Below are 23081 nucleotides of genomic sequence, written 5' to 3' on the forward strand. Positions count from 1 at the left end.
TATAGTTCCCGCGCCATGGACCGCCTCAAGCAGCTCGAATCCTTTGTCTCGGTCGCGACCCGCGGCAGCCTCACCGCGGCGGCCAAGGCGGAAGGCGTGGCGCCCGCGATCATGGGCCGGCGCATCGACGCGCTCGAAGAGCGCCTGGGCGTCAAGCTGCTGGTGCGCACCACGCGCCGCATCGCGCTCACGCACGAAGGCAGCGCCTTTCTCGAAGACTGCCAGCGCCTCCTGACCGAGTTCGCGAACGCCGAGGCCAGCGTGAGCGCCGGCGGCGTGAAGGCCAGCGGCCACCTGCGCGTGACCGCGCCGGCCGGCTTCGGCCGCCGCCACGTCGCGCCGCTGGTGCCGCGCTTTCATGCGCTGCATCCCGAGGTGACGATTTCGCTGAACCTCAGCGACCGCGTGGTCGACGTCACGGGCGAGAGCTTCGACTGCGCCGTGCGCGTGGGCGACCTGCCCGACTCGTCGCTCGTGAGCGTGCGCCTGGCCGACAACCGCCGCCGCTGCGTCGCCACGCCCGAGTTCCTGCGCCGCCACGGCGCGCCCAAGCACCCCGGCGAGCTGTCGCGCTTCGCCTGCCTCACGCTGTCGAGCGACGCCTCGCAGACGCGCGGCTGGGCCTTTCGCATTACCAGCGAGGAGGGCGTGCAGGAGCTGATCCACCTGCGCCCCAGCGGCCCGCTCGACTGTTCCGACGGCCAGGTGCTGCACGACTGGTGCCTGGCCGGTCACGGCATCGCCTGGCGCAGCACCTGGGAGGTCGAGGCCGAGATCGACGCCGGCCTGCTCGTGCCCCTGCTCGACGACTTCGCCGCGCCGCCCAACGGCATCTATGCGGTGTTCACGGGCACCAAGCACCTGCCGCTGCGCGTGCGACTGTGGCTTGATTTCCTCAAAGCGCAGTACGGGCAGCCGGAATTCTGGGGCGGGCGGTCCTGAAATCGTGACCGGGCGGCACAATGCTTTTTGCATTTGCTTGCAACCCCGATGAAGAAAGTTTCCGATGACCCTCGAAGCCATCCTCGCCTACCTGCATCTGTTGGCCATCCTCACGATGGTCGTGTTCATCTCCAGTGAAGCCGCGCTGTGCCGCGTGCAATGGCTCAATGCCGCCGTGGTCGAGCGGCTGGCCAAGGTCGACATGGTCTACGGCATCGCCGCCATCGCCGTGCTGGCCACCGGCATCGCGCGCACCTGGTGGGGCGTGAAGGGCACGGCCTGGTACTGGACCAACCCGCTGCTGCACGTGAAGCTCACGCTGTTCATCATCGTGGGCGTGCTGTCGATCTTCCCGACGCTGACCTACTTCCGCTGGCGCAAGACGCTGCGCGCCACGGGCAAGCTGCCGGCGGAGGCCGACATCCTGAAGACGCGCAAGCTGGTGATGATCCAGGCGCACCTGATCGCACTGATCCCGCTGGTGGCGGTGTTCCTGGCGCGCGGCTTCGGCAAGTAATCAACACAAAAGACAAAAGAAAAGGCCCGCATGAGCGGGCCCTTCGGGAGTAACAAATGTCAGCGCCACACGGCGCCGCCGCGCCGGATCAGGCCTTGGCCGCGTCGGCTTCGCACTTCTTCATGAAGCTGTTCTTGGCGGCACCGGCCAGGGCCTTGCCGTTCTTGTCGAGGGCCTTGGCGGCGCAGGCGGGTCCGGCGGCGGCCTTGGTGCACTTCTTCATGAAGCTGTTCTTGGCAGCGCCGGCCAGGGGCTTGCCGTTCTTGTCGATGGCCTTGGCATCGCAGCTGGCGCCACCGGCGGGTGCGGCCGCGGCGGCAGGGGCTGCCGCAGGTGCGGCGGCGGCAGCGGGGGCCACGACCGGGGCGGGTGCCTTGTCCTGCGCGTAGGCGCTGAACGACAGGCAGGCGCCGAGCGCGACGGTGGAGGCGACCAGGGAAAGGAGCTTCTTCATGGTGGATATGTCCTTGCAAGGTTGTGTTGTGACAGACGCCCCGCCTCGGGGCCGACCATCCTAACGGGCGACATCGCCCATCGGATGACGATCGTTAACTGGGTCCGGGTTTGCCCCCGGTAAAATTCACAGATGCTATTGGTCAAACAGGAGCTGCTCGCGGCGCTCGCGAACACGCTCGAAACCCTCTCTCCCGGCGCCGGCGCCAAAGCCGCGTTCGAGTCGCCCAAGGTGGCGGCGCACGGCGATTTCGCCAGCACCGCTGCCATGCAACTCGCCAAGCCGCTGGGGCGCAAGCCCCGCGAACTGGCCGAGGAACTGAGCGCTGCGCTGCTCGCCACCCCCGCTTTCGGCCAATGGGTCGAGGCGATCGAGATCGCCGGCCCCGGCTTCCTCAACATCCGCCTGAAGGCTGCCGCCAAGCAGCAGATCGTGCGCGAGGTGCTGGCCGCCGGCGAAACCTTCGGCCAGCAGCCCGCCACCGGCGAAAAGGTGCTGGTCGAGTTCGTCTCGGCCAACCCGACCGGCCCGCTGCACGTCGGCCACGGCCGCCAGGCCGCGCTGGGCGACGCCATCTGCAACCTGCAGGCCTCGCAGGGTCAGAGCGTGTGGCGCGAGTTCTATTACAACGACGCCGGCGTGCAGATCCAGACGCTGGCCAACAGCACGCAGCTGCGCGCCAAGGGCTTCAAGCCCGGCGACCCCGAGTGGCCCAGCGGCGAAAAGGCCCCGGCCTACAACGGCGACTACATCGCCGACATCGCCGAAGACTTCAAGGCCAAGAAGACCGTCAAGTCGGACGACCGCGAGTACACCGCCAGCGGCGACATCGACGACCTGGACAGCATTCGCGAGTTCGCCGTGGCCTACCTGCGCCGCGAGCAGGACCTCGATCTGCAGGCCTTCCGCGTGCGCTTCGACAACTACTACCTCGAGTCCAGCCTCTACACGAGCGGGCGCGTCGAAGCCGCCGTGGCCAAGCTCGTGGCCGCCGGCAAGACCTACGAGCAGGACGGCGCGCTGTGGCTGAAGTCGACCGACTACGGCGACGACAAAGACCGCGTGATGAAGAAGCAGGACGGCACGTACACCTACTTCGTGCCCGACGTCGCGTACCACATCGCCAAGTGGGAGCGCGGTTTCCACAAGGTCGTGAACATCCAGGGCACCGACCACCACGGCACCATCGCGCGCGTGCGCGCCGGCCTGCAGGCCGCGGGCGAAGGCATTCCCGAGGGCTACCCCGACTACGTGCTGCACACCATGGTGCGCGTCATGAAGGGCGGCGAAGAGGTCAAGATCAGCAAGCGCGCCGGCAGCTACGTCACGCTGCGCGACCTGATCGAGTGGACCAGCACCGATGCCGTGCGCTTCTTCCTGCTCAGCCGCAAGCCCGACACCGAATACACCTTCGACGTCGACCTGGCGGTCACCAAGAACAACGACAACCCCGTGTACTACGTGCAGTACGCCCACGCGCGCATCTGCTCGGTGCTCGCGGCCTGGGGCGGCGACGTGGCCGCGCTCAAGGCGGTCGACCTGTCGCCGCTGGACAGCCCGGCGGCCCAGGCGCTGATGCTGCTGCTGGCCAAGTACCCGGCCATGCTGACGGCGGCGGCGAAGGATTTCGCCCCACACGACGTGACTTTCTACCTGCGCGAACTCGCGGCCAGCTACCACAGCTACTACGATGCCGAGCGCATCCTGGTGGACGACGAGCCGGTCAAGCTGGCGCGTCTCGCACTCGTCGCAGCGGCCGCGCAGGTGCTGCACAATGGCCTCGCGATCCTCGGCGTCAGTGCGCCGAGCAAGATGTGAATCACCCTCTGAACATGAAGAAGACAAGCAGACAACGCGGCAACATCGTCATCGGGCTGATCATCGGCCTGGTGCTCGGTCTGGGCGTCGCCCTGGGCATCGCGGTCTACGTCACCAAGGTGCCGATCCCGTTCGTCAACAAGACGCAACGCGGCGGTGCCGAGCAGGACGAAGCCGAAGCCCGCAAGAACCGCGACTGGGACCCGAACGCGCCGCTGGCTGGCAAGGCCGGCGCGCCCAAGCCGGCCGCCACGCCGCCGGCCGCCACGGCCACCGGCCCGGTGAACCCGATCACCGGCGCCCCCGCCACCGTGGCACCCGGCACGCCGCCGGTCGCCACCGCGCCGGTCACCGCCCCGGCCCCCGTGGTGGTGGCGCCCAAGCCGGCGCGTCCCGCACCGGTGCCGGCCGAAGCCAACGCGCTGCCGCCGTCGAACGACCCGCTGGGCGACCTCGCCCGGGCCCGCGCAGGCGGCAGCACGACCACCGCGTCCGCTGCGCCGAGCCACACGGCCGCCGCACCGTCGCCGTCGGGTGCCGATCCCTTCATGTACTTCGTGCAGGCCGGCGCCTTCCGCACCACCGACGACGCCGAGGCGCAACGCGCCAAGCTGTCGCTCATGGGCGTCGAGGCCAAGGTCACCGAACGCGAGCAGGCCGGTCGCACGGTCTACCGCGTGCGCGCCGGCCCGTTCAACAAGAAGGACGACGCCGACCGGCTCAAGGAACGGCTCGACGGCGGCGGTCTCGAATCGGCGCTGGTGCGCGTGCAGCGCTGACCGACGCCTTTCTTGAACAGCCTTTAAGCTCTCGCCCGCGCGGCATCTGCCGCACGCGTTTGTCAATTCCAGCGCCTCGGTCGCGCCGCCCACGGGGAACTCCCGGCGGCGCGCCGGCTCTGTACTGCGGTACCCACAGGAGAATCTTTTCCATGAAACGTCGTGACTTTTCGCTGGCCGCCACTTCGATCGGGCTGCTTTCGCTGGCTGCCGTTCCGGCACACGCCCAGCGCGCCCCCAAGGCCGGCACCGATTTCCTCGTGCTCGACAAGCGCGTGCCCGTCGATGCACCCGCCGGCAAGGTCGAGGTGGTCGAGTTCTTCTCGTACAACTGCCCGCATTGCAACGACTTCGAGCCCTCGCTCGAAGCCTGGGTCAAGGCAGCCCCGAAGGAAGTGGCGTTCCGCCGCATCCCGGTGCCTTTCGTGGGCAACGACGTCGAAGCCAAGCAGCGCCTGTACTTCACGCTCGAAGCCATGGGCAAGCTGGAGGAATACCACCCGAAGGTCTTCGCCGCGATCCACGCGCAGCGCCAGAACCTGAACGGCGACGCCAACATCCAGGCCTGGGCCGAGCGTGCCGGCCTCGACGGCGCCAAGTTCAAGGAAACCTTTGCGTCCTTCGGCGTGGCCAGCAAGGCCCGCCGCGCGGCGCAACAGACCGAGGCCTACAAGGTCGCCGGCGTGCCGGCCCTGGCCGTGGCGGGCCGCTGGTATGTGGACGGCGAAACCGCCGGCAGCATGTCCAAGGTGCTGCAGGTCGCGACCTTCCTCATCGGCGAAGCCAAGAAGGGCTGACCGACCCGGCGACCTGCTTTCTTGGTCGAATGCAAGGCCCGCTTCGGCGGGCTTTTTCATTGGCGGCGGTGGGCAATTGCCATCCCACGCATACAATGTTTCAGAGCAAGTTTCGTGCCTTTATGACATTGCCCTCCATCCCCACATTCCCCACCCTTCGTCGCCTCGGCCGCCTGGCTTTCGGTGCGCTGTTGCTGGCCGGTGCCGCCTCGGGCGCCCTGGCCGAGACCGCCGACCGCACCAAGCCGATGAACATCGAGTCCGACTCGATGCGCTACGACGACCTGAAACAGACCAGCGTGTTCACCGGCAACGTGCTGGTCACGAAGGGCACGATCATCATCCGCGGCGCGCGGCTGGACGTGCGCCAGGACGCCGAGGGCTACCAGTACGGCGTGGTCACGGCGGCGCCCGGCAAGCTGGCCTATTACAAGCAGAAGCGCAACGCCGGCGACGAGTGGATCGAGGGCGAGTCGGAAGTCATCGAGTACGACAGCCGCGCCGACAACGTCAAGTTCATCCGCCGCGCCGTCATGCGTCGGCTGATCGGCGCCACGGCCAACGATGAGAGCAGCGGCGCGCTGATCGTCTACGACCAGAGCAACGACACCTACACCGTCAACGGCTCCCTCGTGCCGCCGAACGCCGGCGTCTCGGCGGGCGGTGGCGGCCGCGTGAAGGCCATCCTCACGCCGAAGGCCACGCCGGCCCCAGCGGCGCCCGGCTCCGCACCGGCAGCGGGCGGCAAGAAGCCTGCGGCCCCGGCACCCACCCCCGCGCCCGGCGCCGGGCTGCGCCCGAGCACCACGCTGGGCGGCACCGAAGGGGAAGGGCGCAAGTGATCGAAACCGCAGGAACCCAGACCGCCGACGGCATTCCGGGCAGCCGCCTCGTGGCGCGCGGCCTCAAGAAGAGCTACGGCAGCCGCACGGTCGTGAAAGACGTCTCGCTCGACGTGCAAAAGGGCGAGGTCGTCGGACTGCTCGGCCCCAACGGCGCGGGCAAGACCACCTCGTTCTACATGATCGTCGGGCTGGTGCGCGCCGACGCCGGCGAGATCACCATCGACGGCGAGCCCATCGCCCACATGCCCATTCACCGCCGCGCGCGCATGGGCCTGAGCTACCTGCCGCAGGAAGCCTCGATCTTCCGCAAGCTCACGGTCGAGGAAAACGTGCGCGCCGTGCTCGAGCTGCAGCGCGAGCCCGACGCCAACGGCCGCATGATGCCGCTGACCAAGCAGCACACCGAAGAGCGCCTGGCCGACCTGCTGGCCGACCTGCGCGTGGACCACCTGCGCGATTCGCCCGCGCTCGCGCTGTCGGGCGGCGAACGCCGCCGCGTCGAGATCGCGCGCGCGCTGGCCACCCAGCCGCGCTTCATCCTGCTGGACGAGCCCTTCGCCGGCATCGACCCGATCGCGGTGATCGAGATCCAGCGGATCATCAGCTTCCTGAAAGAGCGCGGCATCGGCGTGCTCATCACCGACCACAACGTGCGTGAGACGCTGGGCATCTGCGATCACGCGTTCATCATCAGCGACGGGCACGTGCTGGCACAAGGCACACCCTCGGAGATCGTCGACAACGCCGAGGTACGCAGGGTGTACCTGGGCGAGCACTTCCGCATGTAAGGGAGGGTCGGGTCTCCATGAAGCAAGGGCTGTCCCTTCGCGTCTCGCAGCATCTGGCCTTGACGCCTCAGCTGCAGCAGTCGATCCGGCTTCTGCAGCTCTCCACGCTCGAGTTGAGCCAGGAGGTCGAGCAGATGCTGGACGAGAACCCGTTCCTCGAACGCACCGCGGAAGAAGCGGCGCGCGAGGAGTTCGGGCTGGACACGGCCGACGCGCCGGTGCCGCGCGACGACGCGGGCGAGGGCGAGGCCGAGTTCACGCCGTCCGCCGCCAGCACTTCCTCCACGTCCAGCGACACCACCACCTCGACCCCCGACACCGACGGCCCCGCCGCCGAGATCGCCGAGCGCGAGCCCGACTGGGAAGGCGACGGCACCGTCGACATGGCGCCCGACGACAGCGAGTGGGGCAGCGACGCGCCCGCGCGCCAGAACAACCTGGGCGACGACGAGCGTGCCGACGCCACCGAACTCGCGCGCAGCCAGGAGTCGCTGCAGTCGTTCCTGCACCGCCAGGCGCTGAGCCTGCGGCTCAATGAAAACGACTGCGCCGCGCTGCGCTTTTTGATCGAGTCGCTCAACGACGACGGCTACCTCGAAGACTCGCTGCCCGCATTGGCCTCGGGCCTGGCGGGCGACGACAACGACCAGTTCGACGACCTCGTGCACCACTTCCAGGTGGCGCTGGGCCTGCTGCAGAGCCTGGAGCCGGCCGGCGTCGGCGCGCGCGACCTCGGCGAATGCCTGAGCATCCAGCTGAAGGCGCTCGCCAGCGAAGACGAGACCGAGGCCGACGCGCTCGTGCGCAAGACCGCCATCGCGATCTGCAAGCAGCCGATGGAGCTGCTCGCGCGGCGCGACTTCAAGCGCCTGGCCACGCTCACGCGCACCAACGAAGAGCTGGTGCGCTCGGCGCTGCAGATCATTGCGCGGCTCGAACCCAAGCCGGGCCGCCGTTTCGTCGACGTCGAGCGCAACATCGTCATTCCCGACGTGATCGTCACCAAGACCGGGCGCGGCACCAACGTGAAGTTCCGCGTCATGCTCAACCCCGAGGTCATGCCGCGCCTGCGCGTGCACGACATCTACGCCGGTGCGCTCAAGTCGCACAAGGGCGAGGGCAGCCAGGCGCTGTCGCAGCGGCTGCAGGAGGCGCGCTGGTTCATCAAGAACATCCAGCAGCGCTTCGACACCATCCTGCGCGTGAGCAACGCCATCGTCGAGCGGCAGAAGAGCTACTTCGTGCACGGCGAACTCGCGATGCGCCCGCTGGTGCTGCGAGAGATCGCCGACGAGCTGGGCCTGCACGAATCGACCATCTCGCGCGTGACCACCGCCAAGTACATGGCCACGCCGTTCGGCACGGTCGAGCTCAAGTACTTCTTCGGCTCGGCGCTCGGCACCGAGACTGGCGGCAACGCATCGAGCACCGCGGTGCGCGCGCTCATCAAGCAGTTCGTGAGCTCCGAGAGCATCAAGAAGCCGCTGTCGGACAGCCAGATCTCCGAGATGCTGAAAGAGCAGGGCATCGAGTGCGCACGCCGTACCGTGGCCAAATACCGCGAAGCGCTTCGCATCGCGCCGGCCAACCTTCGCAAGGCCCTGTAGAAAGCCACCGATGACCCGTCGCCTGCTGTCGCGTTGTGGGCATTGGGTCTTCGCCATCGTGGCTGCATCGCTGTTCGCCGGCTGCGCCACCTTGCCCGACGAGGCGCCGCGCCCGCCCACCAAGGCCATCGCCGTCTCGAACGACACCGCGCTCGGCCGCATCGCGCTGGCCTCGCAGCCCGACCCCGACCTGAGCGGCTTTCGCCTGATGCCCGGCGGCGACTTCGCCTTCGACACCCGCATCCAGCTCGCGCGCCGCGCCCAGCGCACGCTCGACGTGCAGTACTACCAGATCGAGAACGACGAGACCGGCCGCTACCTGCTGCGCACCCTGCGCGATGCGGCGCAACGCGGCGTGCGCGTGCGCCTGTTGATGGACGACCTGTACACCTCCGGCGAAGACGAGCTGCTGCTCGGCCTGGCCGCCACGCCGAACGTGGAGCTGCGCCTGTTCAACCCGTTCCCGGCCGGGCGCGGCAGCCTGCTCAAGCGCTTCACCGCGTCGCTGTTCGACTTCAGCCGCGTCAACCGCCGCATGCACAACAAGCTCTTCATCGCCGACGGCGCGATGGCGGTGGCGGGCGGGCGCAACATCGGCAACCAGTACTTCCGCCGCACCACCGGCCCGAACTTCATCGACCTCGACACCTTCGTCACGGGCGCGCTGATCCCGCGCCTGGGCGTGCTGTTCGACCAGTACTGGAACAGCCCGCACGTGCGTCCGATCGGCGCGGTCGTGCACACCGACCTGCCGCGCGAAGAGCTGCAGCGCCGTTTCGACGCCGCCACCGGCCCCGACACCACGCCGCCGCCGCCCAGGCCTGCGCCCAACGACCTGCTCGGCTACAGCCCGGTGGCCGACGACCTCGACGCCGGCAAGCTCGGCCTGATCTGGACCACCGCCGAGGCTTATGCCGATTCACCCGACCGCGTGATCGGCAAGACCGCGTCGTATGGCGGCGTGCCGCTGCTCGACGTGGACAGCGTGCGCTACAACGTGGTCGAGCAGATGCGCCGCGCGCGCAGCGAGGTGACGCTGGTCTCGCCCTACCTGATTCCGGGCGCGTCGGGGCTCGAGGTGATGCGCGAGATCCGCGGGCGCAACGTGAAGATCAGCGTGGTCACGAATTCGCTCGCTGCCACCGACGAACCGCTGGTGCACACCGCCTACCGCCGCTACCGCGCCGACATGCTGGCGCTGGGCGCCGAGCTGCACGAGCTGAGTTCCGCGCGCACGCGGCGCAGCGTGCGGCTGGGTTTGTTCGGCACGTCGGTGGGGCGGCTGCACGCCAAGTCGGCGGTGATCGACCAGCGCATCCTGTTCGTCGGCTCGATGAATTTCGATCCGCGCTCCGAGATCCACAACACCGAGATCGGCCTGTTCATCCGCAGCCCCGAGATGGCGCAGCAGACCCTGAAGCTGCTCGACGTGCTCAAGCAGCAGGGCGCCTACCGGCTGCGCTTTGCCGAAGGCGCCGATGCGGGCGCAGTCGGCTCGCGGCGCATCGAATGGGTCAGCGAGGAAGGCGGCAAGACCACCGTGCTGCACGAAGAACCCGACTCGGGCTTCTGGGACCGCACCATGCTCGAGCTGCTGGCGCCGCTCACGCCCGAGAGCTTGCTGTAGCGCAGCGGTGCTTCGCGAAAGGCTTTGCAAGCATGGCGCTGCCGCAGATGGTCGCTGGCGGCGAGCCTCAACGCGGGAGCGGTGGCTTTTCGGGAGTCGCGCAGGTCATTTGAGACTTCGGGACACGAAATCTCGTCTCGACCGTATCGAACCAGGCCATGTAAGAGCGCACGGAGTGTTCGTCGATCTCAAGAATCTCATCGCAGAATGAAAAGCCGGGCCCAATGATCGGGTTGCTGCTCGCAGTGATCACGGCGCAGATGCGATTGCCCTGAATCTTGTAGCGCATTGCCGCGGTGTAGGGCTCCTTGCTTTCAGGAAAAGCCCCACAAAAGGAGCTTGTGCCGTCGACGTATTCGTCATACCCATGGCACGTTTTTCCACCGTCATCGGAGTTGCACCACACGCCCTGCAGGGCCCTGTTCAGATCTTCGTCCTGTAGCGTCGCGGAAGAGGACTGTGTTGCAACAACCGTGAGAGCGGCGGCGATCAGGAGTTGGTGGACGAATGGCATGCGATGGGCTTGATGACGAAGCTGGACCTGGAAGCGGGACCATAGCCGTTGCCGATTGAAAACAACCCGGCTGCCGCGCACATCCCCTCAAGAAATCCAGACCGCGTGAAGAAAGACGCGGCTTCCCCCGGGTGCGTTGCCCGGAGCCGGCATCGCCGGTCGAACCTGATCGATCAGGTGCCGCGCACCGCCGACCACACCAGCCGCAGGCCCAGCAGGCCCATCACGCCGCCGGCGGCGCGGTCGATCCAGGTCTTGTAGCGCAGGTAGGCCGCGCGCGGCGCGGCCGAGGACAGCGCCAGCGCGACGATCGCGTACCAGCCCGTCTCGATGCAGAAGATCACGGCCGGCACTGCGAGCGCCAGCACCAGCGGCACCTCGCGCGGCAGGAAAGCCGCGAAGATGCTCGCGTACACCACCGCCGTCTTCGGGTTGCTGATCTGCGTGGCCAGGCCGAGCAGGAAGGTGCGTCCGCTGCGGCCCTGGCTGCGGGGCGAGGCGTCCGTGTCGGGCGTGATCGCGAGCGGCTGCCGCGCGCCGCGCCAGATGCGAAAGCCCAGGTAGATCAGGTAGGCGCCGCCGAAGGCCTTGATCGCGAGGTACAGCGCCGGCACCGCGAGAAACGCTGCCTGCAGCCCGGCCAGCGCCGCGATGGAGAACGCCAGCCCGCCGGCGCCCATGCCCAGTGCCGCCGCGAGCCCGTCGCTGCGCGAGGCCACGGCCGTGCGTGCCACCATCACGAAGCTCGGGCCCGGGCTCATCGCGCCCACGGCCATGGCGCCGGCAATGCCGAGCAGGGACAGGAGGTGGGCGTCGGTCATGAGTGGGCTCCGGTGGGGGATGGGTTCATTGCACGTTCACGGCTTCGACCTGCACCAGCAGCTTCACCTTGTTCTCGAAGCCGAAGTTCAGGCCCCAGGTGATGCCCCAGTCGCTGCGCTGCACGGTGGCCTCAAAGTCGCCGCCGCAGACCTGGCGGTTGATCAGCGGGTTCAGGTAGCAGTTGAAGCGCACGGCCTTCAGCGTCACCGGCTTGGTCTGGCCCATGAGCGTGAGCGTGCCGGGCACGTCGGTCACCTTGTCGCCGCTGAAGTCGATGCGCTCGGCCACGAAGCGGCCGGTGGGGAATTCGGCGACGTTGAAGAAGTCCTTGCTCTGCACGTGGCGGTTGAGCAGGTCGACGCCGGTGTTGATGGAGCTGATGTCCATCGTGATGTCGACCTTGCCGCTGGCGCCGGTGCCGTCGATCTGCACCGAACCGTCCTTGGTGCTGAAGCGGCCGCGGTTGGTGGTGGTGCCGTAGTGGCCCATCTCGTACATGACGAAGGTGTGGGTCGGGTCGATCACGTAGCTCGCATTTTTGGCCGGCCCGCCCGCGGGCTTGGCGGCCAGCGGCGGCGCCGTGTATTCCTGGGCCGTGGCGGCCAGCGGCAGGGCCGCGCCCGCGCAAAGGGCCGCGGCGAAGAAGAGCTTGTTCATGGCAAAGGAAGAGAGATGCATGGGAAATGAAATCGTCGTCACAGCGGCCCGAGGCCCGCGAGCGTCAGCTTGAAGCGCACCTGCACCTCGTTGCCGACCACCGAGGTGTCGGTCCATTCGCCGTCGCCCACCTTGTAGTCGAGCCGCTGGATCGTGAGGGTGCCCGTGGCGACCGAATACGCGCCGCCCGACGACACGATGCTCACGGGCACCGTCACGTACTTGCTGACGCCCTTGATGGTGAGCTTGCCGGCCATCTCGAAGCGGCCTTCGCCCAGCGCCTTGATGGCGCTCGAGCGGAAGCTGGCCTGCGGGAAGTGCGCGGTGTCGAACCAGGTCGGCTTGGGCAGCTCGGCATCGCTCATGGGCACGCCGAAGCCGGCGCTGGCGGTGTCGATCTGCAGCACGACCGAGCCGCCCTCGGGCTTCTTCGGGTCGAAGGCGACCTGTGCGTCGAAGCGCTTGAAGCTGCCCTCCACCGGCACGCCCATCTGCTTGCTGACGAAGGCGATCTGGCTCTTCTCGGGCACCAGCTTGGCGGTGGTGGCCGGCAGGGGCTCGGCCGCGGCGTGCAGCGCAAAGCCGAAGAGGGCGGCGGTGCCCCACAAAAGACGGGTCGTCATCCGGCGGATTCCTTGCGTGGCGCGGGCCACATGCGTTGCAACAGACCGTCGTGGTCGATCCAGTGGTGCTTGAGCGCCGCCGCCACGTGCAGCAGCGTGACGCCGGCCAGCAGGAAGGCGCTGCGCTGGTGCAGCGGCTTGAGCACGGCTTCGGCGAAGTCCTTGTCGACCGTCACCAGGTCGGGCAGCGGCAGCAGGCCGAACCACACGACCGGCACGCCCATGCCCGAGCTGTAGGCCCAGCCGAACAGCGGGACCGCGAAGAACAGCAGGTACATCAGCGCATGGCTGATGCGGTGGGCGGCCCGCTGCCAGGTCGGCATGGCCGCCAGCACCCGCGCCGACAGCGGCGGCGGGCGGTGCGTGAGGCGCCACAGCAGCCGCAGCGCCGACAGCAGGAGGATGGTGATGCCGGCCCACTTGTGCCAGCTGTAGAGCTTCAGGCGCTGCGGCGAGAAGGGCAGGCCCGTCATGTAGAGCCCGACGCCGAGCGAGCCGACGATCATCGCCGCGAGCAGCCAGTGCAAGGTCATCGCGACCCGCCCATAGCGGGGCTCGCGCAGGGCGGCGGCGCCAACGGCAGGGGCGGAAAGTGGTTCGACGGGCATCGGGGCAGGGGCGGCGGCGGCCTGTGCGCGGAGCATAGCTCGGAAGCGATGACACCGCAGCGGGGCCGGCCCCCGCCGGAAGGCACCGCGCGCTACGTCGACGCCGGCGGTTGTTGCTGCTGCTGCTGGGCCCGCAGCAGCACGCGCCGCAGCGCGTCCGGCTGCACCGGCTTGCGCAGTGCGTGCCAGCCGCGCGTGGCGGCCAGCTGCTGCGTGGCTTCGGTGATGTCGGCCGAGATCAGTGCGATCGTCAGCGTGGGCTTGCGCTGCGCCAGCCGCTCGGCCAGCGCGATGCCGTTGAACGCGCCGGGCAGGCGGATGTCGCACAGCGCCACGTCGAGCGCGTCCAGGTCGGCCAGCGCGAGCGCCTCGGCGGCGCTGGCGTAGATGCGCGGCGCCACGTGCCAGTGCCGCAGCAGCGCCGAGAGGCTGTCGGCCACCACGATGTTGTCTTCGACCACCAGCACGGCGAGGCCGGGGCGCAGCACGGCGTCGGCATCGGGCTCGTCCCGCGCCACGGAGGGCGCGGGCGCCGGCACGGCCGCCGCACCGGGGCGGGCGGCCGGCAGCTCGAAGCTGAAGACCGAGCCCTTGCCCGGCGCCGAACGCAGCGCGACCTCGATGCCCAGTTGCCCCGCCAGCCGCCGCACGATCGCCAGCCCCAGGCCGTGGCCGTGCTGCAGGTTGCGCTCCACGTTGCCGACCTGCTCGAAGTCGTCGAACACGCGGGTCTGCGACTCGGCGGCGATGCCGATGCCGCTGTCGCGCACCTCGACGCGCCACGCGCGCCCGGTGTCGGTGCCGGGCCGGCGGCGCGCCCGCACGGCCAGCAACACGCGCCCGCGCGGCGTGAACTTGAGGGCGTTGTCCAGCAGGTTGGAGAGCACGCGGCGCAGCGCCACGGCGTCGGTCCAGGCCACCGCATCGGTCGGGCAGCGCACCGCGACGCGGCCTTCGCCGGCCTGGCGCGCCAGCTCGTTCAGCAGCGGCGCCAGCGCCACCGCCGCCGGGCGCAGCGGATCGACCGCGGCCTCGATGCGGCCGATCTCGAGCAGCTGGTTGGTCAGGCCCTCGAGCGCCTGCTGCGCGCGCGAGAGCGAGGCCACCGTATGCTGCACCGCGGCGCTGTCGGTGCCGTGCTGCAGCTGCTGGCGCAGCACCTCGGCCTGCAGCCCGATGGCCATCACCGGCTGGCGCAGGTCGTGGTTGGCCGCCGAGAAGAAGCGCAGCCGCTCGGCCTGGGCCTGCTCGGAGGCGCGCAGGCCGGCCAGCGCCTGTTCGCGCAGCGTGCGCTCGTTCAGGCGCAGGCCGATGTTCTCCTCGAGCTGGCGCGAATGGTCGGCCACCAGCTTCCACATCATCGCGGTCAGGCCGATGCCGATCACCGCGACCGCCATCATCACCGGCGCCCCGAGCCACAGGCCCGTGACGATCACCGGCGCCAGCAGCAGCGTGATGGCCAGCTGCGTGGCCGGCGTGTAGAACGACACCGAGAACGCCGACGACAGCGTCATGCCCATGAGGATGAGACCCAGCAGCAGCTGCAGGTCGGGCCGCTCGGGGTTGAACAGCAGCACGCCCGCCAGGCCGTGCGCCAGCTCCCAGATGGCCGTGCGCAGCGTGTGCTGGCGCTGGGCCTCGCGCAGATTCGTGGGCGTGAACGGCTCTGGCAGGCGCTGCGGAAAGAAGCCGCGCATCACCGTGACGCCGGTGACCAGCGCCAGCCACACCAGCGCGCGCACCGGCGAGAACTGCCAGGCGAACAGCGCCGCCACGCCGCAGTTGAGCAGGTACTGCACCAGCAGCACCGGCCCGAGCGGGCGGATCGACAACCGCAGCACTTCGCACTGGATCGCGAAGCGGTGGTCGCCGTCGCGGGCGTCTGCCGGGGGGGCCGCGGAGGCGGGGGTGGGCGTCATGGGCAAATCGACTATATAGAGAAGGCCCCAGCCCCGGCGACAATGGGGGCCCTTAGCGGGCTTCCCGATGGCCGACTTTCCGTGAACGATCTCTCATTTTTCCTGCCTTGCGCCGCCGGCGTCGAGGAATTCCTTGCCCAGGAGGTGCATGCCCTGACCGGCCGTGCCGGGCAGGACCTGCTCACCCTGCGCGGCGGCGTGCGCGTGCGCGCCGACTGGCGCGACGGCCTCAAGCTCAACCTGCACAGCCGGCTCGCGCAGCGCGTGCTGGTCGAACTGGCCCATGGGCCCTACCGCAACGAGAACGACCTGTACGCCATCGCCAACGGCGTGGCCTGGGAGATCTGGTTCACGCCCAAGCAGACTTTCAAGATCGAGACCACGGCCCAGCACAGCCCGCTGCAGAGCCTGAACTTCGCCACCCTGCGCATCAAGGACGCCGTGGCCGACCGCTTCCGCGCCAAGGCCAACGGCGTGCGCCCGAGCATCGAGACCCAGTGGCCCGACTGCCGCATCTTTGCGCACCTGACCACCGACAGCTGCACGCTGTACATCGACACCTCGGGCGAGCCGCTGTTCAAGCGCGGCTGGCGCCAGGACAAGGGCGATGCCCCGCTGAAGGAAACCCTGGCCGCCGCCATGCTGGCCGCCAGCGGCTGGTGGAACCCCGAGACCGGCGAGGTCGCGAAGGCCCCGCTGTACGACCCCTGCTGCGGCAGCGGCACCATCGCCATCGAGGCCGCGCAGATCGCCAGCGGCATCGCGGCGGGCTCGCTGCGGCGCTTCGGCTTCGAGAAGCTGCTGCCGTTCCAGGCGCACGTCTGGGCGGCGATCAAGAATGAAGCCGCCAACGCGCAGCATGCGAGCGCCATCGCCGTCTTCGGCTCCGACGTGTCGCACCGCATGGTCGACTTCGCCGAGCGCAACGCCGAACGCGCGGGCGTGGCGGGCGCCATCGAGTTCCGCGGCGGCGACGCCCTGCAGCGCATGCCGCCGGCCGAGGGCGGCGTGATCATGCTCAACCCGCCGTACGGCGAGCGCATCGAGGTCGGCGGCGTGGCGCGCTTCGGCGCCCGCGAGGCCGCCCAGACCCCGGGCGATGGCGAAGGCGGCGACGGCGGCGACTTCTTTCCGCAGCTCGCCACCCACTGGAAGAAGAACTACGCGGGCTGGACCGCCTGGGTGCTCACGCCCGACCTGAAGCTGCCCAAGCAGATGCGCCTGAAGGAGTCGCGCCGCGTGCCGATGTGGAACGGCCCGATCGAATGCCGGCTGTTCCGTTTCGACATGGTGCGGGGCTCGAACCGGGCAGCGCCGCAAGACGCGCCCGCCTGAACTAGCTCTGCAGCTTCAGGCCTGCAATGCCCAGGAAGATCAGCGCGATGCACACCAGCCGCAGCGGCGCCGCGCTCTCCTGGAAAAAGAAGATGCCGATCAGCGTGACGCCGATGGCGCCGATGCCGGTCCAGATCGCGTAGGCCGTCCCGACCGGCAGCGTCTTCATCGCGGCGGTGAGCAGCACGATGCTCGCCAGCGCGGCGCCCAGGCCCAGCGCGCCGGCGCCGGGGCGCTCCCAGCCCGCTGCGGCCTTCAGCGCGAGGGCCATCACGATCTCCACCAGTCCGGCGGCAAGCAGAAGAAGCCAGGCCATGGGGTTCGCTCCTTTCACAGCAGCTTGATGATGGCCACGCCGAGCAGCAGCACGGCCACGCCCGCCATGCGCAGCCCCGACACCGGGCGCTGCGGCAGCCGGAACCAGCCGTAGCGGTCGACGAACACCGACGCCACCTGCTGCCCCGCCACCGTCAGCCCGACCGCGGCCGCGGCGCCGATGGCCGGGATCGCCGTGAACACCGTCGTCACATAGGCCGCCCCCGCAAAGCCGCCGAGCCAGCCCCACCACGGCATGCCGCGCAGCGCGGTGCCTTGCGGTGCCGTGGCCGCAGGCGCACGCCGGAACAGCGTGACCAGCAGCAGCGCCAGGGCCATTGCCAGCGTCGCCACGAAGAAGCTCACCGCGCCCACCGCGAAGGGCGCGCCCAGGTCCTGTCGCAGCAGGCCGTTGACCACGCCCTGCACCGGCAGCACCGCGCCGGCCAGCAGCGCCAGCACGATCCAGCCGGCCTTGCCCGCCAGCGCCTGGCGCAGGCTGCCGGCCTGCCCGGCGACGATGGCCCCGGCCCCGAGCAGCACCGCCAGCGTGCCACCGGCCATGGCCGTTGTCAGCGCCTTGGGTGCCACGCCGAGCAGGCCGAAGGTGTCGAGCGCGAACGAGGCCAGCATCTGCCCCGCGATGAACAGGCCGACCGCCACCACCGCGCCCAGGCGCGGAAACAGCAGGATGGTCGAGACCACATAGAAGGCGCTGGCCGTGCCGCCGATCACATGCCACCACGGCACGCCCGGCAGGCCGGCCAGCGCCGTCAGCGTGCCCGTGGCGAGCGCCACCGCCAGCAGCGCCAGCGTGCCGACCGACAGCTGCAAGGTCGTGGCGGTGAAAGGGCTGCCCGTGGCCTTGGAGAGCTGGGCGTTGGCGCCGGCCTGCACCGCGAGCAGGCCCCCGGCGACGAGCGAGGCGGGAATGAAAAACGCGTCCATGGTGGTTCGACCTCCGTGTGGTGTGGATGCGGGGCAGGCGAATCGCGCCCCCTTGCGGACGAATGTAGGATCGGCACGTTTGCAAAGCCATTCGAAAAAATCGCATCCGGGGTATGCATAAATGCAGGACACAGACTGGGACGACTTTCGCGTGTTCCTGGCCGTCGGCCAGGCCGGCTCGCTCTCCGGCGCCGCGCGCCAGCTGGGCGTGAACCACTCCACCGTGCTGCGGCGCCTGGGCGCGCTCGAGGCACGCATGGCGGTGCGCCTGTTCGACCGCCTGCCCGCCGGCTACGCGATGACGCTGGCCGGCGAGGCGCTGCGCGAGCGCCTGCAGGGCGTGGGCGAGCAGATCGACGCCGCGCAGCGCCACCTCATGGGGCTCGACCTGCGGCTGACCGGCGTCATCCGCATCACCAGCACCGACACCTTCATGGCCGGGCTGCTCGGGCCGATCCTGGCGGACTTCCGGGCGCTGCACCCGGGCATCGAGCTGCAGGTGGTGATGAACAACCTCTTCCTGAGCCTGACCAAGCGCGAGGCCGATGTGGCGATCCGCCCGACCAACGCCCCGCCGGACCACCTGGTCGGGCGCCGCGCGGGGCGCCTGCAGACGGCGGTGTACGCGTCGAAGGCGTACCTTGCGAAGCACCCGGCGACGACCCCGCTGGCTGCGCACGACTGGGTCGCGCCCGACGAAGGCCTGTCGCACCTGCTGCAAGCCAAGTGGCTGCGCGAACAGGTGCCGCCGGCGCGGATCGCGGCGCGCGTCGACAGCCTCGTGGGCATGACGCAGCTGGTGAAGCGCGGCCTGGGCCTGGGCATGCTCCTGTGCATGCTGGCCGACGCGGAAGACGAGCTGGTGCAGGTCGAGCCGCCGAGAGAAGCGCTCGACACGCAGGTCTGGGTGCTGACGCATCCTGACCTGAAGGAGGTGGCGCGGATCAAGGCCTTCACCGACTTTGCCTACGCCCGGCTCGTCGCCGACGCGAAGGTGCTGGCCATGCCTGCGGGACGGCCGGCGGCGCGCTAGCCAGCGGTCGTGGCGCCCGCATGGTGCAACATCGGCGCTCGACCGTTTTCACGCCCCCCATGACCTTGCCTGCCTCCGACCTCGTCGTCATCGACACCAACATCGCCCTCGATCTGCTGGTCTTCGAAGACCCGGCCTGGGCGCCGCTGGTCGACGACCTCGCGCGCGGCGCGCTGCGCTGGCTGGCCACGCCCGCGATGCGCAGCGAACTGGAACGCGTGCTGGGCTACCCGCTGATCGCCCGGCGCATGGCGCAGCGCGAGCTGACGATTCCCGTGGTGCTCGCGGATTTCGATGCGCGCGTGCAGCTGGTGACCGAGGTGCCGGCGCGCGCGCCCTGCGTGTGCAGCGATCCGGACGACCAGGTGTTCATCGACCTGTCCGTGGCGCACGGGGCGCAGCTGTTCAGCAAGGACAAGGCGGTGCTGTCGATGAAGAAGCGGCTGGCGCTGCGCGGGGTGGCGGTGCGGTCGGCGCTGGCGTAGGCCACGCCGGTCCGTCTCAGGCCTTGTTCAGCTCGTACCACTGCCCCAGCAAGCGCGCGACGGCCCGCACGCGCTGCGTATCCCGCCCCCAGCGCCGGCTGGCCGGCAGCTTCTGCGCCCACTTCATGCGCCGCGCCGCGTTCGCGATGCGCTCGCGCACTTCTTCGTCCACTTCCGCCAGCGCCGCGTGCCAATGCTGCCCCGCGGCCTGCGGCGCGGCGGCCTCGAGCATCATGGCCGTGGAGTGCAGGTAGCTCAGCCAGTCGCGGGCCTGGCATTCGGCCAGGGTCATGACCTCGGAGGGGTCGTCCTCGAAATCGATGTAGCCGATCACGCCGTCGGGGCACTGCACGAGGTTGCGGTCGAAGGCCTGGCTCAGGTGCTGGCCGCACAGGTGCACGGCGGCGATGGCGGCCAGGCCCTCGCGCCACACGGCGAGCAGGGCGGCGGGGCCGGCGGCGGCGGCCTGGTCGATGCGCTCCTGCAGCACCACGGTGGCACGGCCGCTTTCGCCAAGGTCGGAAATCAGCAGCCCGTCGGCCTGCTGCGCCAGCACGATCGGCACGCGCAGGCCCGCGGCGGCCAGTTGCTTCAGGCGCCGGGCCTCGGTGGCGATGGCGGCCTCGCCGCCCGGGTTGGGCACGGGCTTGATCACGTCGAGGCCGGCCAGCCGCGCGGCCAGCGCCATCACGCGGTAGCCCCATTTGCCGTGGCGCGGACCGGCCTTCTTGAGCCAGACGCGCTCGCTGCCGAAGCGGTGGCTGGCCACGTTCTTGGCCTGCCTGGGCAGGGTGACGCGCAGGAACTCGGCGTAGTCGCCGGGCGCCGAGCCCGGGGCGTCGTCGAGCGGCGCGGGCGCCGACGCGGCGCCCCGTTGGCTGTACAGGCGCGTCGCGGCGCCTCCTCGTCTCAGTGGATTCATGCGGCCATGGCGAAGCCCGGCGCCAGCAGCCCGTGCGGGCCCTGCGTCACGGGCTGGAAACTCTGTGCACTGGCCAGCGGCCAGTAGGTGCGGAAAACGGTGTGCTGGTTGTCCAGCGGCCCGAGCAGCGCGCCGGGCTGCACCTGCATCACCAGGTTGCTCAGCAGGCGCACCTCGGTGTCGGAGATGCGGCGCACGATGTGGTGCGCGGTGATCTGCTGCGGGTGGTCGAGGCCCGCAGCCTGCACCAGCTCCTGCAGCGCATGCAGCGTGCTGCGGTGGAAGTTGCGCACGCGGTCGGCCTTGGTCGGCACCACCAGCGCCTGCTGGCGCACCGGGTCCTGCGTGGTCACGCCGGTGGGGCAGTGGCCGGTGTGGCAGCTCTGCGCCTGGATGCAGCCCAGCGCCATCATGAAACCGCGCGCCGCGTTGCACCAGTCGGCGCCCAGCGCCATCATGCGCGCCACGTCGAAGGCGGTGATCACCTTGGCGGCGCAGCCGATCTTGATGCGGTGGCGCAGGTTCACGCCGATGAGCGTGTTGTGCACCAGCAGCAGGCCCTCCTGCAGCGGCGCGCCGACGTGGTCGCTGAACTCGACCGGTGCCGCGCCGGTGCCGCCCTCGGCACCGTCGACCACGATGAAATCGGGCGTGATGCCGGTGGCCTGCATCGCCTTGACGATGCCGAACCATTCCCACGGGTGGCCCAGGCAGAACTTGAAGCCGGTCGGCTTGCCGCCCGACAACTCGCGCAGCTTCGCGACGAAATGCATCATCTCGGTCGGCGTGGAGAACGCGCTGTGCGACGAGGGCGAGACGCAGTCCACGCCCACCGGCACGCCGCGCGCCGCCGCGATCTCGGGCGTGACCTTGGCCGCCGGCAGCACGCCGCCGTGGCCCGGCTTGGCGCCCTGGCTGAGCTTGATCTCGATCATCTTCACCTGCGGGTCGCGCGCGTTGGCGGTGAAGCGCTCGGCATTGAAGGTGCCGTCGTCGTTGCGGCAGCCGAAGTAGCCCGAGCCGATTTCCCAGATCAGGTCGCCTCCGTGCACGCGGTGGTGCTGCGAGATCGAACCCTCGCCGGTGTCGTGTGCAAAGCCGCCCATCTGCGCGCCCTGGTTGAGCGCGAGGATGGCGTTGGCCGACAAGGCGCCGAAGCTCATCGCCGAAATATTGAACACGCTCGCGCTGTACGGCTGCGTGCAGACCTGCGCCAGGTTCGCATCGGCCGGCTGCGGCGTGCCGCCGATCACGATGCGGAAATCGTGCCCGGCCAGCTTGGTGGGCTGCATCGAGTGGTTGATCCACTCGTAGCCCGCGGCCGACACGTTCAGCTGCGTGCCGAAGGGCCGGTTGTCGGGCTCGCCCTTGGCGCGCTGGTACACCAGCGAGCGCTGGGCGCGCGAGAACGGCGCGGCCTCGGCGTCGCTCTCGATGAAATACTGGCGGATCTCGGGGCGGATGAATTCGAGCAGAAAGCGCAGGTGCCCGATGACCGGGTAGTTGCGCAGGATGGCGTGGCGCGCCTGGCGCAGGTCGTGCACGCCGGTGCCGGTGAGCACCGCGAAAGCGGCCACGCCGATCCACGCGAGCCACAGGTGCGGCGAGGCCAGAACCAGCGCCAGGCAGGCGACCAGACCCAGCACACACAGGGCGAACGCGCTGTAGCGTGCGGGAAACGGAATAATCGTGGGCATAGTCATCAGATGTCGGCTGGAGCCTGCTGCATCATAGAGGGCTGCCCCCAACCTGCCATGACTGCTGCCATGACGACCACACCCGACACCCCCGATACCCCTGACACCGCCCTGGCCGCCTCCTCGCAAGCCCTGGGCCCCGACGATTTCGACGCCCTCGACAGCGCGCTCGACGCCATGCGCGAGCACGACGAGGAAATTCCCCAGTGGGAGTTCTGCGAAGGCTTCATGGCCGCGCTGATCTGCACGCGCCGCCCCATCGACCCCACCGAATACTGGCCCGTGCTGCTGGGCGACCACTTCGTGCCGGCCCAGCACATGGAGTTCGTCTGGAACTGGAAGCGCCGCTGGCGCGAGATCGAGGAAGGCCTCGACGCTCCGGTCGAATCGCTCGAGGACGAGCGCAGCTGGCAGCCCGAAGTGCTCGACACCCGAGGCGCCATCGCCTCGCTGCCCGAGGAAGAGCGTGCCGAGATGGCCGCCGAAGAGATCCCTTCGTTCGCCCAGGTCTGGGCGCTGGGCTTCATGTACGCGGTCGAGAACTGGCCCGAAGACTGGGCTGCGCCCCGCGACAAGGAAGCCGCGCAGATGCTCGACGACGCGCTCGACAACATCGTCGCGCTGACCGAGGACGACACCGCCAAGCCCACGCTGTCGATGTACGACGAGAACGGCCCGCCCAGCGTGAGCCAGCAGCGCCTGGACGACTTCGGCGCCGCGATCTGGGCGGTGTACGACCTGCGCCAGCTCTGGAAGAGCCTGGGCCCGAAGGTCGAGACGATCCGCAAGGAAGCCACGCCCGGTCGCAACGATCCCTGCCCTTGCGGCAGCGGCAAGAAGTACAAGAAGTGCCACGGTGAGTGACTGGGTTGAGTCCCAGGCGTCACGGACGGCTTGCCATTCGGGGCGCGCTCCCGCCGACGGGGTACCTTGCTCCGCGAATGTCCCCCGGCCTTCGGCCTCCTCCTTGATTTCGCTGCGCAAGGCACCCCATCGGCGTGAGCGTTGGGCAGTGCAGCTGTTGATCGG

24 protein-coding genes are annotated in these 23081 nt (G+C 69.5%); 13 read left to right on the plus strand and 11 right to left on the minus strand.

Annotated features, from left to right (window positions below; all coding sequences use genetic code 11):
* Positions 1-15 precede the first annotated feature (15 nt).
* Together AC07SQ_RS15420 and AC07SQ_RS15425 are read left to right on the plus strand one after the other, a co-directional pair.
* The gene (locus tag AC07SQ_RS15420; RefSeq protein WP_062479733.1) at positions 16-942 is read left to right on the plus strand and encodes a LysR family transcriptional regulator; all 927 of its coding nucleotides are present in this window, start codon (positions 16-18) and stop codon (positions 940-942) included.
* Between the two features lie 64 nt (positions 943-1006).
* Positions 1007-1459, plus strand: coding sequence for a DUF2214 family protein (locus tag AC07SQ_RS15425; RefSeq protein ID WP_056584391.1), 453 nt, complete (start codon positions 1007-1009; stop codon positions 1457-1459).
* Positions 1460-1547: 88 nt separating this feature from the next.
* Here AC07SQ_RS15425 and AC07SQ_RS15430 read toward each other — a convergent pair whose 3' ends face one another.
* A complete protein-coding gene (locus AC07SQ_RS15430; protein ID WP_095949699.1) occupies positions 1548-1913 on the minus strand; it encodes a hypothetical protein in 366 nt (121 codons plus the stop codon).
* Positions 1914-2045: 132 nt separating this feature from the next.
* On the opposite strand from AC07SQ_RS15430, the gene argS reads away from it, so the two are divergent.
* The 7 genes from argS to AC07SQ_RS15465 all read left to right on the plus strand — a co-directional run bounded on the left by argS (position 2046) and on the right by AC07SQ_RS15465 (position 10174).
* Entirely contained in the window at positions 2046-3731 is a 1686-nt protein-coding gene (argS, locus tag AC07SQ_RS15435; protein ID WP_070063731.1) for an arginine--tRNA ligase, read from the plus strand.
* Between the two features lie 14 nt (positions 3732-3745).
* Positions 3746-4510, plus strand: coding sequence for an SPOR domain-containing protein (locus AC07SQ_RS15440; RefSeq protein WP_369644945.1), 765 nt, complete (start codon positions 3746-3748; stop codon positions 4508-4510).
* 152 nt (positions 4511-4662) lie between these two features.
* On the plus strand, positions 4663-5307 hold the full coding sequence (locus AC07SQ_RS15445) for a thiol:disulfide interchange protein DsbA/DsbL (protein ID WP_070063733.1): 645 nt from the start codon (positions 4663-4665) through the stop codon (positions 5305-5307).
* 122 nt (positions 5308-5429) lie between these two features.
* Entirely contained in the window at positions 5430-6149 is a 720-nt protein-coding gene (gene lptA, locus AC07SQ_RS15450) for a lipopolysaccharide transport periplasmic protein LptA (RefSeq protein WP_070063776.1), read from the plus strand.
* The gene (gene lptB / locus AC07SQ_RS15455) at positions 6146-6940 is read left to right on the plus strand and encodes an LPS export ABC transporter ATP-binding protein (RefSeq protein ID WP_070063734.1); all 795 of its coding nucleotides are present in this window, start codon (positions 6146-6148) and stop codon (positions 6938-6940) included. Before lptA ends, lptB begins: the two co-directional genes overlap by 4 nt.
* Before the next feature lie 17 nt (positions 6941-6957).
* The gene (gene rpoN, locus AC07SQ_RS15460) at positions 6958-8547 is read left to right on the plus strand and encodes an RNA polymerase factor sigma-54 (RefSeq protein ID WP_495273126.1); all 1590 of its coding nucleotides are present in this window, start codon (positions 6958-6960) and stop codon (positions 8545-8547) included.
* A 10-nt stretch (positions 8548-8557) separates the two neighbouring features.
* Positions 8558-10174: a phospholipase D family protein gene (locus tag AC07SQ_RS15465; protein WP_495273127.1), complete on the plus strand. Its 1617-nt coding sequence runs from the start codon at positions 8558-8560 to the stop codon at positions 10172-10174.
* A 67-nt stretch (positions 10175-10241) separates the two neighbouring features.
* Here AC07SQ_RS15465 and AC07SQ_RS15470 read toward each other — a convergent pair whose 3' ends face one another.
* The 6 genes from AC07SQ_RS15470 to AC07SQ_RS15495 form a co-directional block, all read right to left on the minus strand.
* On the minus strand, positions 10242-10688 hold the full coding sequence (locus tag AC07SQ_RS15470) for a hypothetical protein (protein ID WP_062480322.1): 447 nt from the start codon (positions 10686-10688) through the stop codon (positions 10242-10244).
* A gap of 173 nt (positions 10689-10861) precedes the next feature.
* Positions 10862-11509 (minus strand): LysE family translocator, encoded by a 648-nt coding sequence (locus tag AC07SQ_RS15475; protein WP_095743356.1) that lies wholly within the window; start codon positions 11507-11509, stop codon positions 10862-10864.
* 25 nt (positions 11510-11534) lie between these two features.
* Positions 11535-12167 carry a YceI family protein gene (locus AC07SQ_RS15480; RefSeq protein ID WP_070063738.1) on the minus strand — a complete coding sequence of 211 codons (633 nt, stop codon included), beginning with the start codon at positions 12165-12167 and terminating at the stop codon, positions 11535-11537.
* A gap of 38 nt (positions 12168-12205) precedes the next feature.
* Positions 12206-12790, minus strand: coding sequence for a YceI family protein (locus AC07SQ_RS15485; RefSeq protein WP_307636060.1), 585 nt, complete (start codon positions 12788-12790; stop codon positions 12206-12208).
* Entirely contained in the window at positions 12787-13398 is a 612-nt protein-coding gene (locus AC07SQ_RS15490; protein WP_495273128.1) for a cytochrome b, read from the minus strand. The genes AC07SQ_RS15485 and AC07SQ_RS15490 overlap by 4 nt, the downstream gene beginning before the upstream one ends.
* Before the next feature lie 92 nt (positions 13399-13490).
* On the minus strand, positions 13491-15317 hold the full coding sequence (locus tag AC07SQ_RS15495; RefSeq protein WP_495273129.1) for a sensor histidine kinase: 1827 nt from the start codon (positions 15315-15317) through the stop codon (positions 13491-13493).
* An 81-nt stretch (positions 15318-15398) separates the two neighbouring features.
* Here AC07SQ_RS15495 and AC07SQ_RS15500 point away from each other — a divergent pair, with 81 nt between their 5' ends.
* Entirely contained in the window at positions 15399-16652 is a 1254-nt protein-coding gene (locus tag AC07SQ_RS15500) for a THUMP domain-containing class I SAM-dependent RNA methyltransferase (protein ID WP_307697028.1), read from the plus strand.
* A gap of 1 nt (position 16653) precedes the next feature.
* Here the strand turns inward: AC07SQ_RS15500 and AC07SQ_RS15505 are convergent, their stop codons facing one another.
* Both AC07SQ_RS15505 and AC07SQ_RS15510 read right to left on the minus strand, forming a co-directional pair.
* Positions 16654-16968, minus strand: a complete 315-nt coding sequence (locus AC07SQ_RS15505) for a DMT family transporter (protein ID WP_492683442.1) — start codon at positions 16966-16968, stop codon at positions 16654-16656.
* A 14-nt stretch (positions 16969-16982) separates the two neighbouring features.
* Complete coding sequence (locus AC07SQ_RS15510; RefSeq protein WP_495273130.1) at positions 16983-17915, minus strand: DMT family transporter; 933 nt, start codon at positions 17913-17915, stop codon at positions 16983-16985.
* 121 nt (positions 17916-18036) lie between these two features.
* On the opposite strand from AC07SQ_RS15510, the gene AC07SQ_RS15515 reads away from it, so the two are divergent.
* Together AC07SQ_RS15515 and AC07SQ_RS15520 are read left to right on the plus strand one after the other, a co-directional pair.
* Positions 18037-18948: a LysR family transcriptional regulator gene (locus tag AC07SQ_RS15515; RefSeq protein WP_159273639.1), complete on the plus strand. Its 912-nt coding sequence runs from the start codon at positions 18037-18039 to the stop codon at positions 18946-18948.
* 59 nt (positions 18949-19007) lie between these two features.
* Complete coding sequence (locus tag AC07SQ_RS15520) at positions 19008-19433, plus strand: PIN domain-containing protein (RefSeq protein ID WP_139702167.1); 426 nt, start codon at positions 19008-19010, stop codon at positions 19431-19433.
* A 16-nt stretch (positions 19434-19449) separates the two neighbouring features.
* Here AC07SQ_RS15520 and AC07SQ_RS15525 read toward each other — a convergent pair whose 3' ends face one another.
* Positions 19450-20355, minus strand: a complete 906-nt coding sequence (locus AC07SQ_RS15525) for a BUD32 family EKC/KEOPS complex subunit (RefSeq protein ID WP_070063745.1) — start codon at positions 20353-20355, stop codon at positions 19450-19452.
* Positions 20352-22052 carry an FMN-binding glutamate synthase family protein gene (locus AC07SQ_RS15530; RefSeq protein ID WP_492686728.1) on the minus strand — a complete coding sequence of 567 codons (1701 nt, stop codon included), beginning with the start codon at positions 22050-22052 and terminating at the stop codon, positions 20352-20354. The genes AC07SQ_RS15525 and AC07SQ_RS15530 overlap by 4 nt, the downstream gene beginning before the upstream one ends.
* Before the next feature lie 69 nt (positions 22053-22121).
* Here AC07SQ_RS15530 and AC07SQ_RS15535 point away from each other — a divergent pair, with 69 nt between their 5' ends.
* Complete coding sequence (locus tag AC07SQ_RS15535; protein ID WP_062480299.1) at positions 22122-22916, plus strand: UPF0149 family protein; 795 nt, start codon at positions 22122-22124, stop codon at positions 22914-22916.
* Positions 22917-23081: the final 165 nt, after the last annotated feature.

This window comes from Variovorax sp. GW821-FHT06D12 (assembly GCF_059419205.1).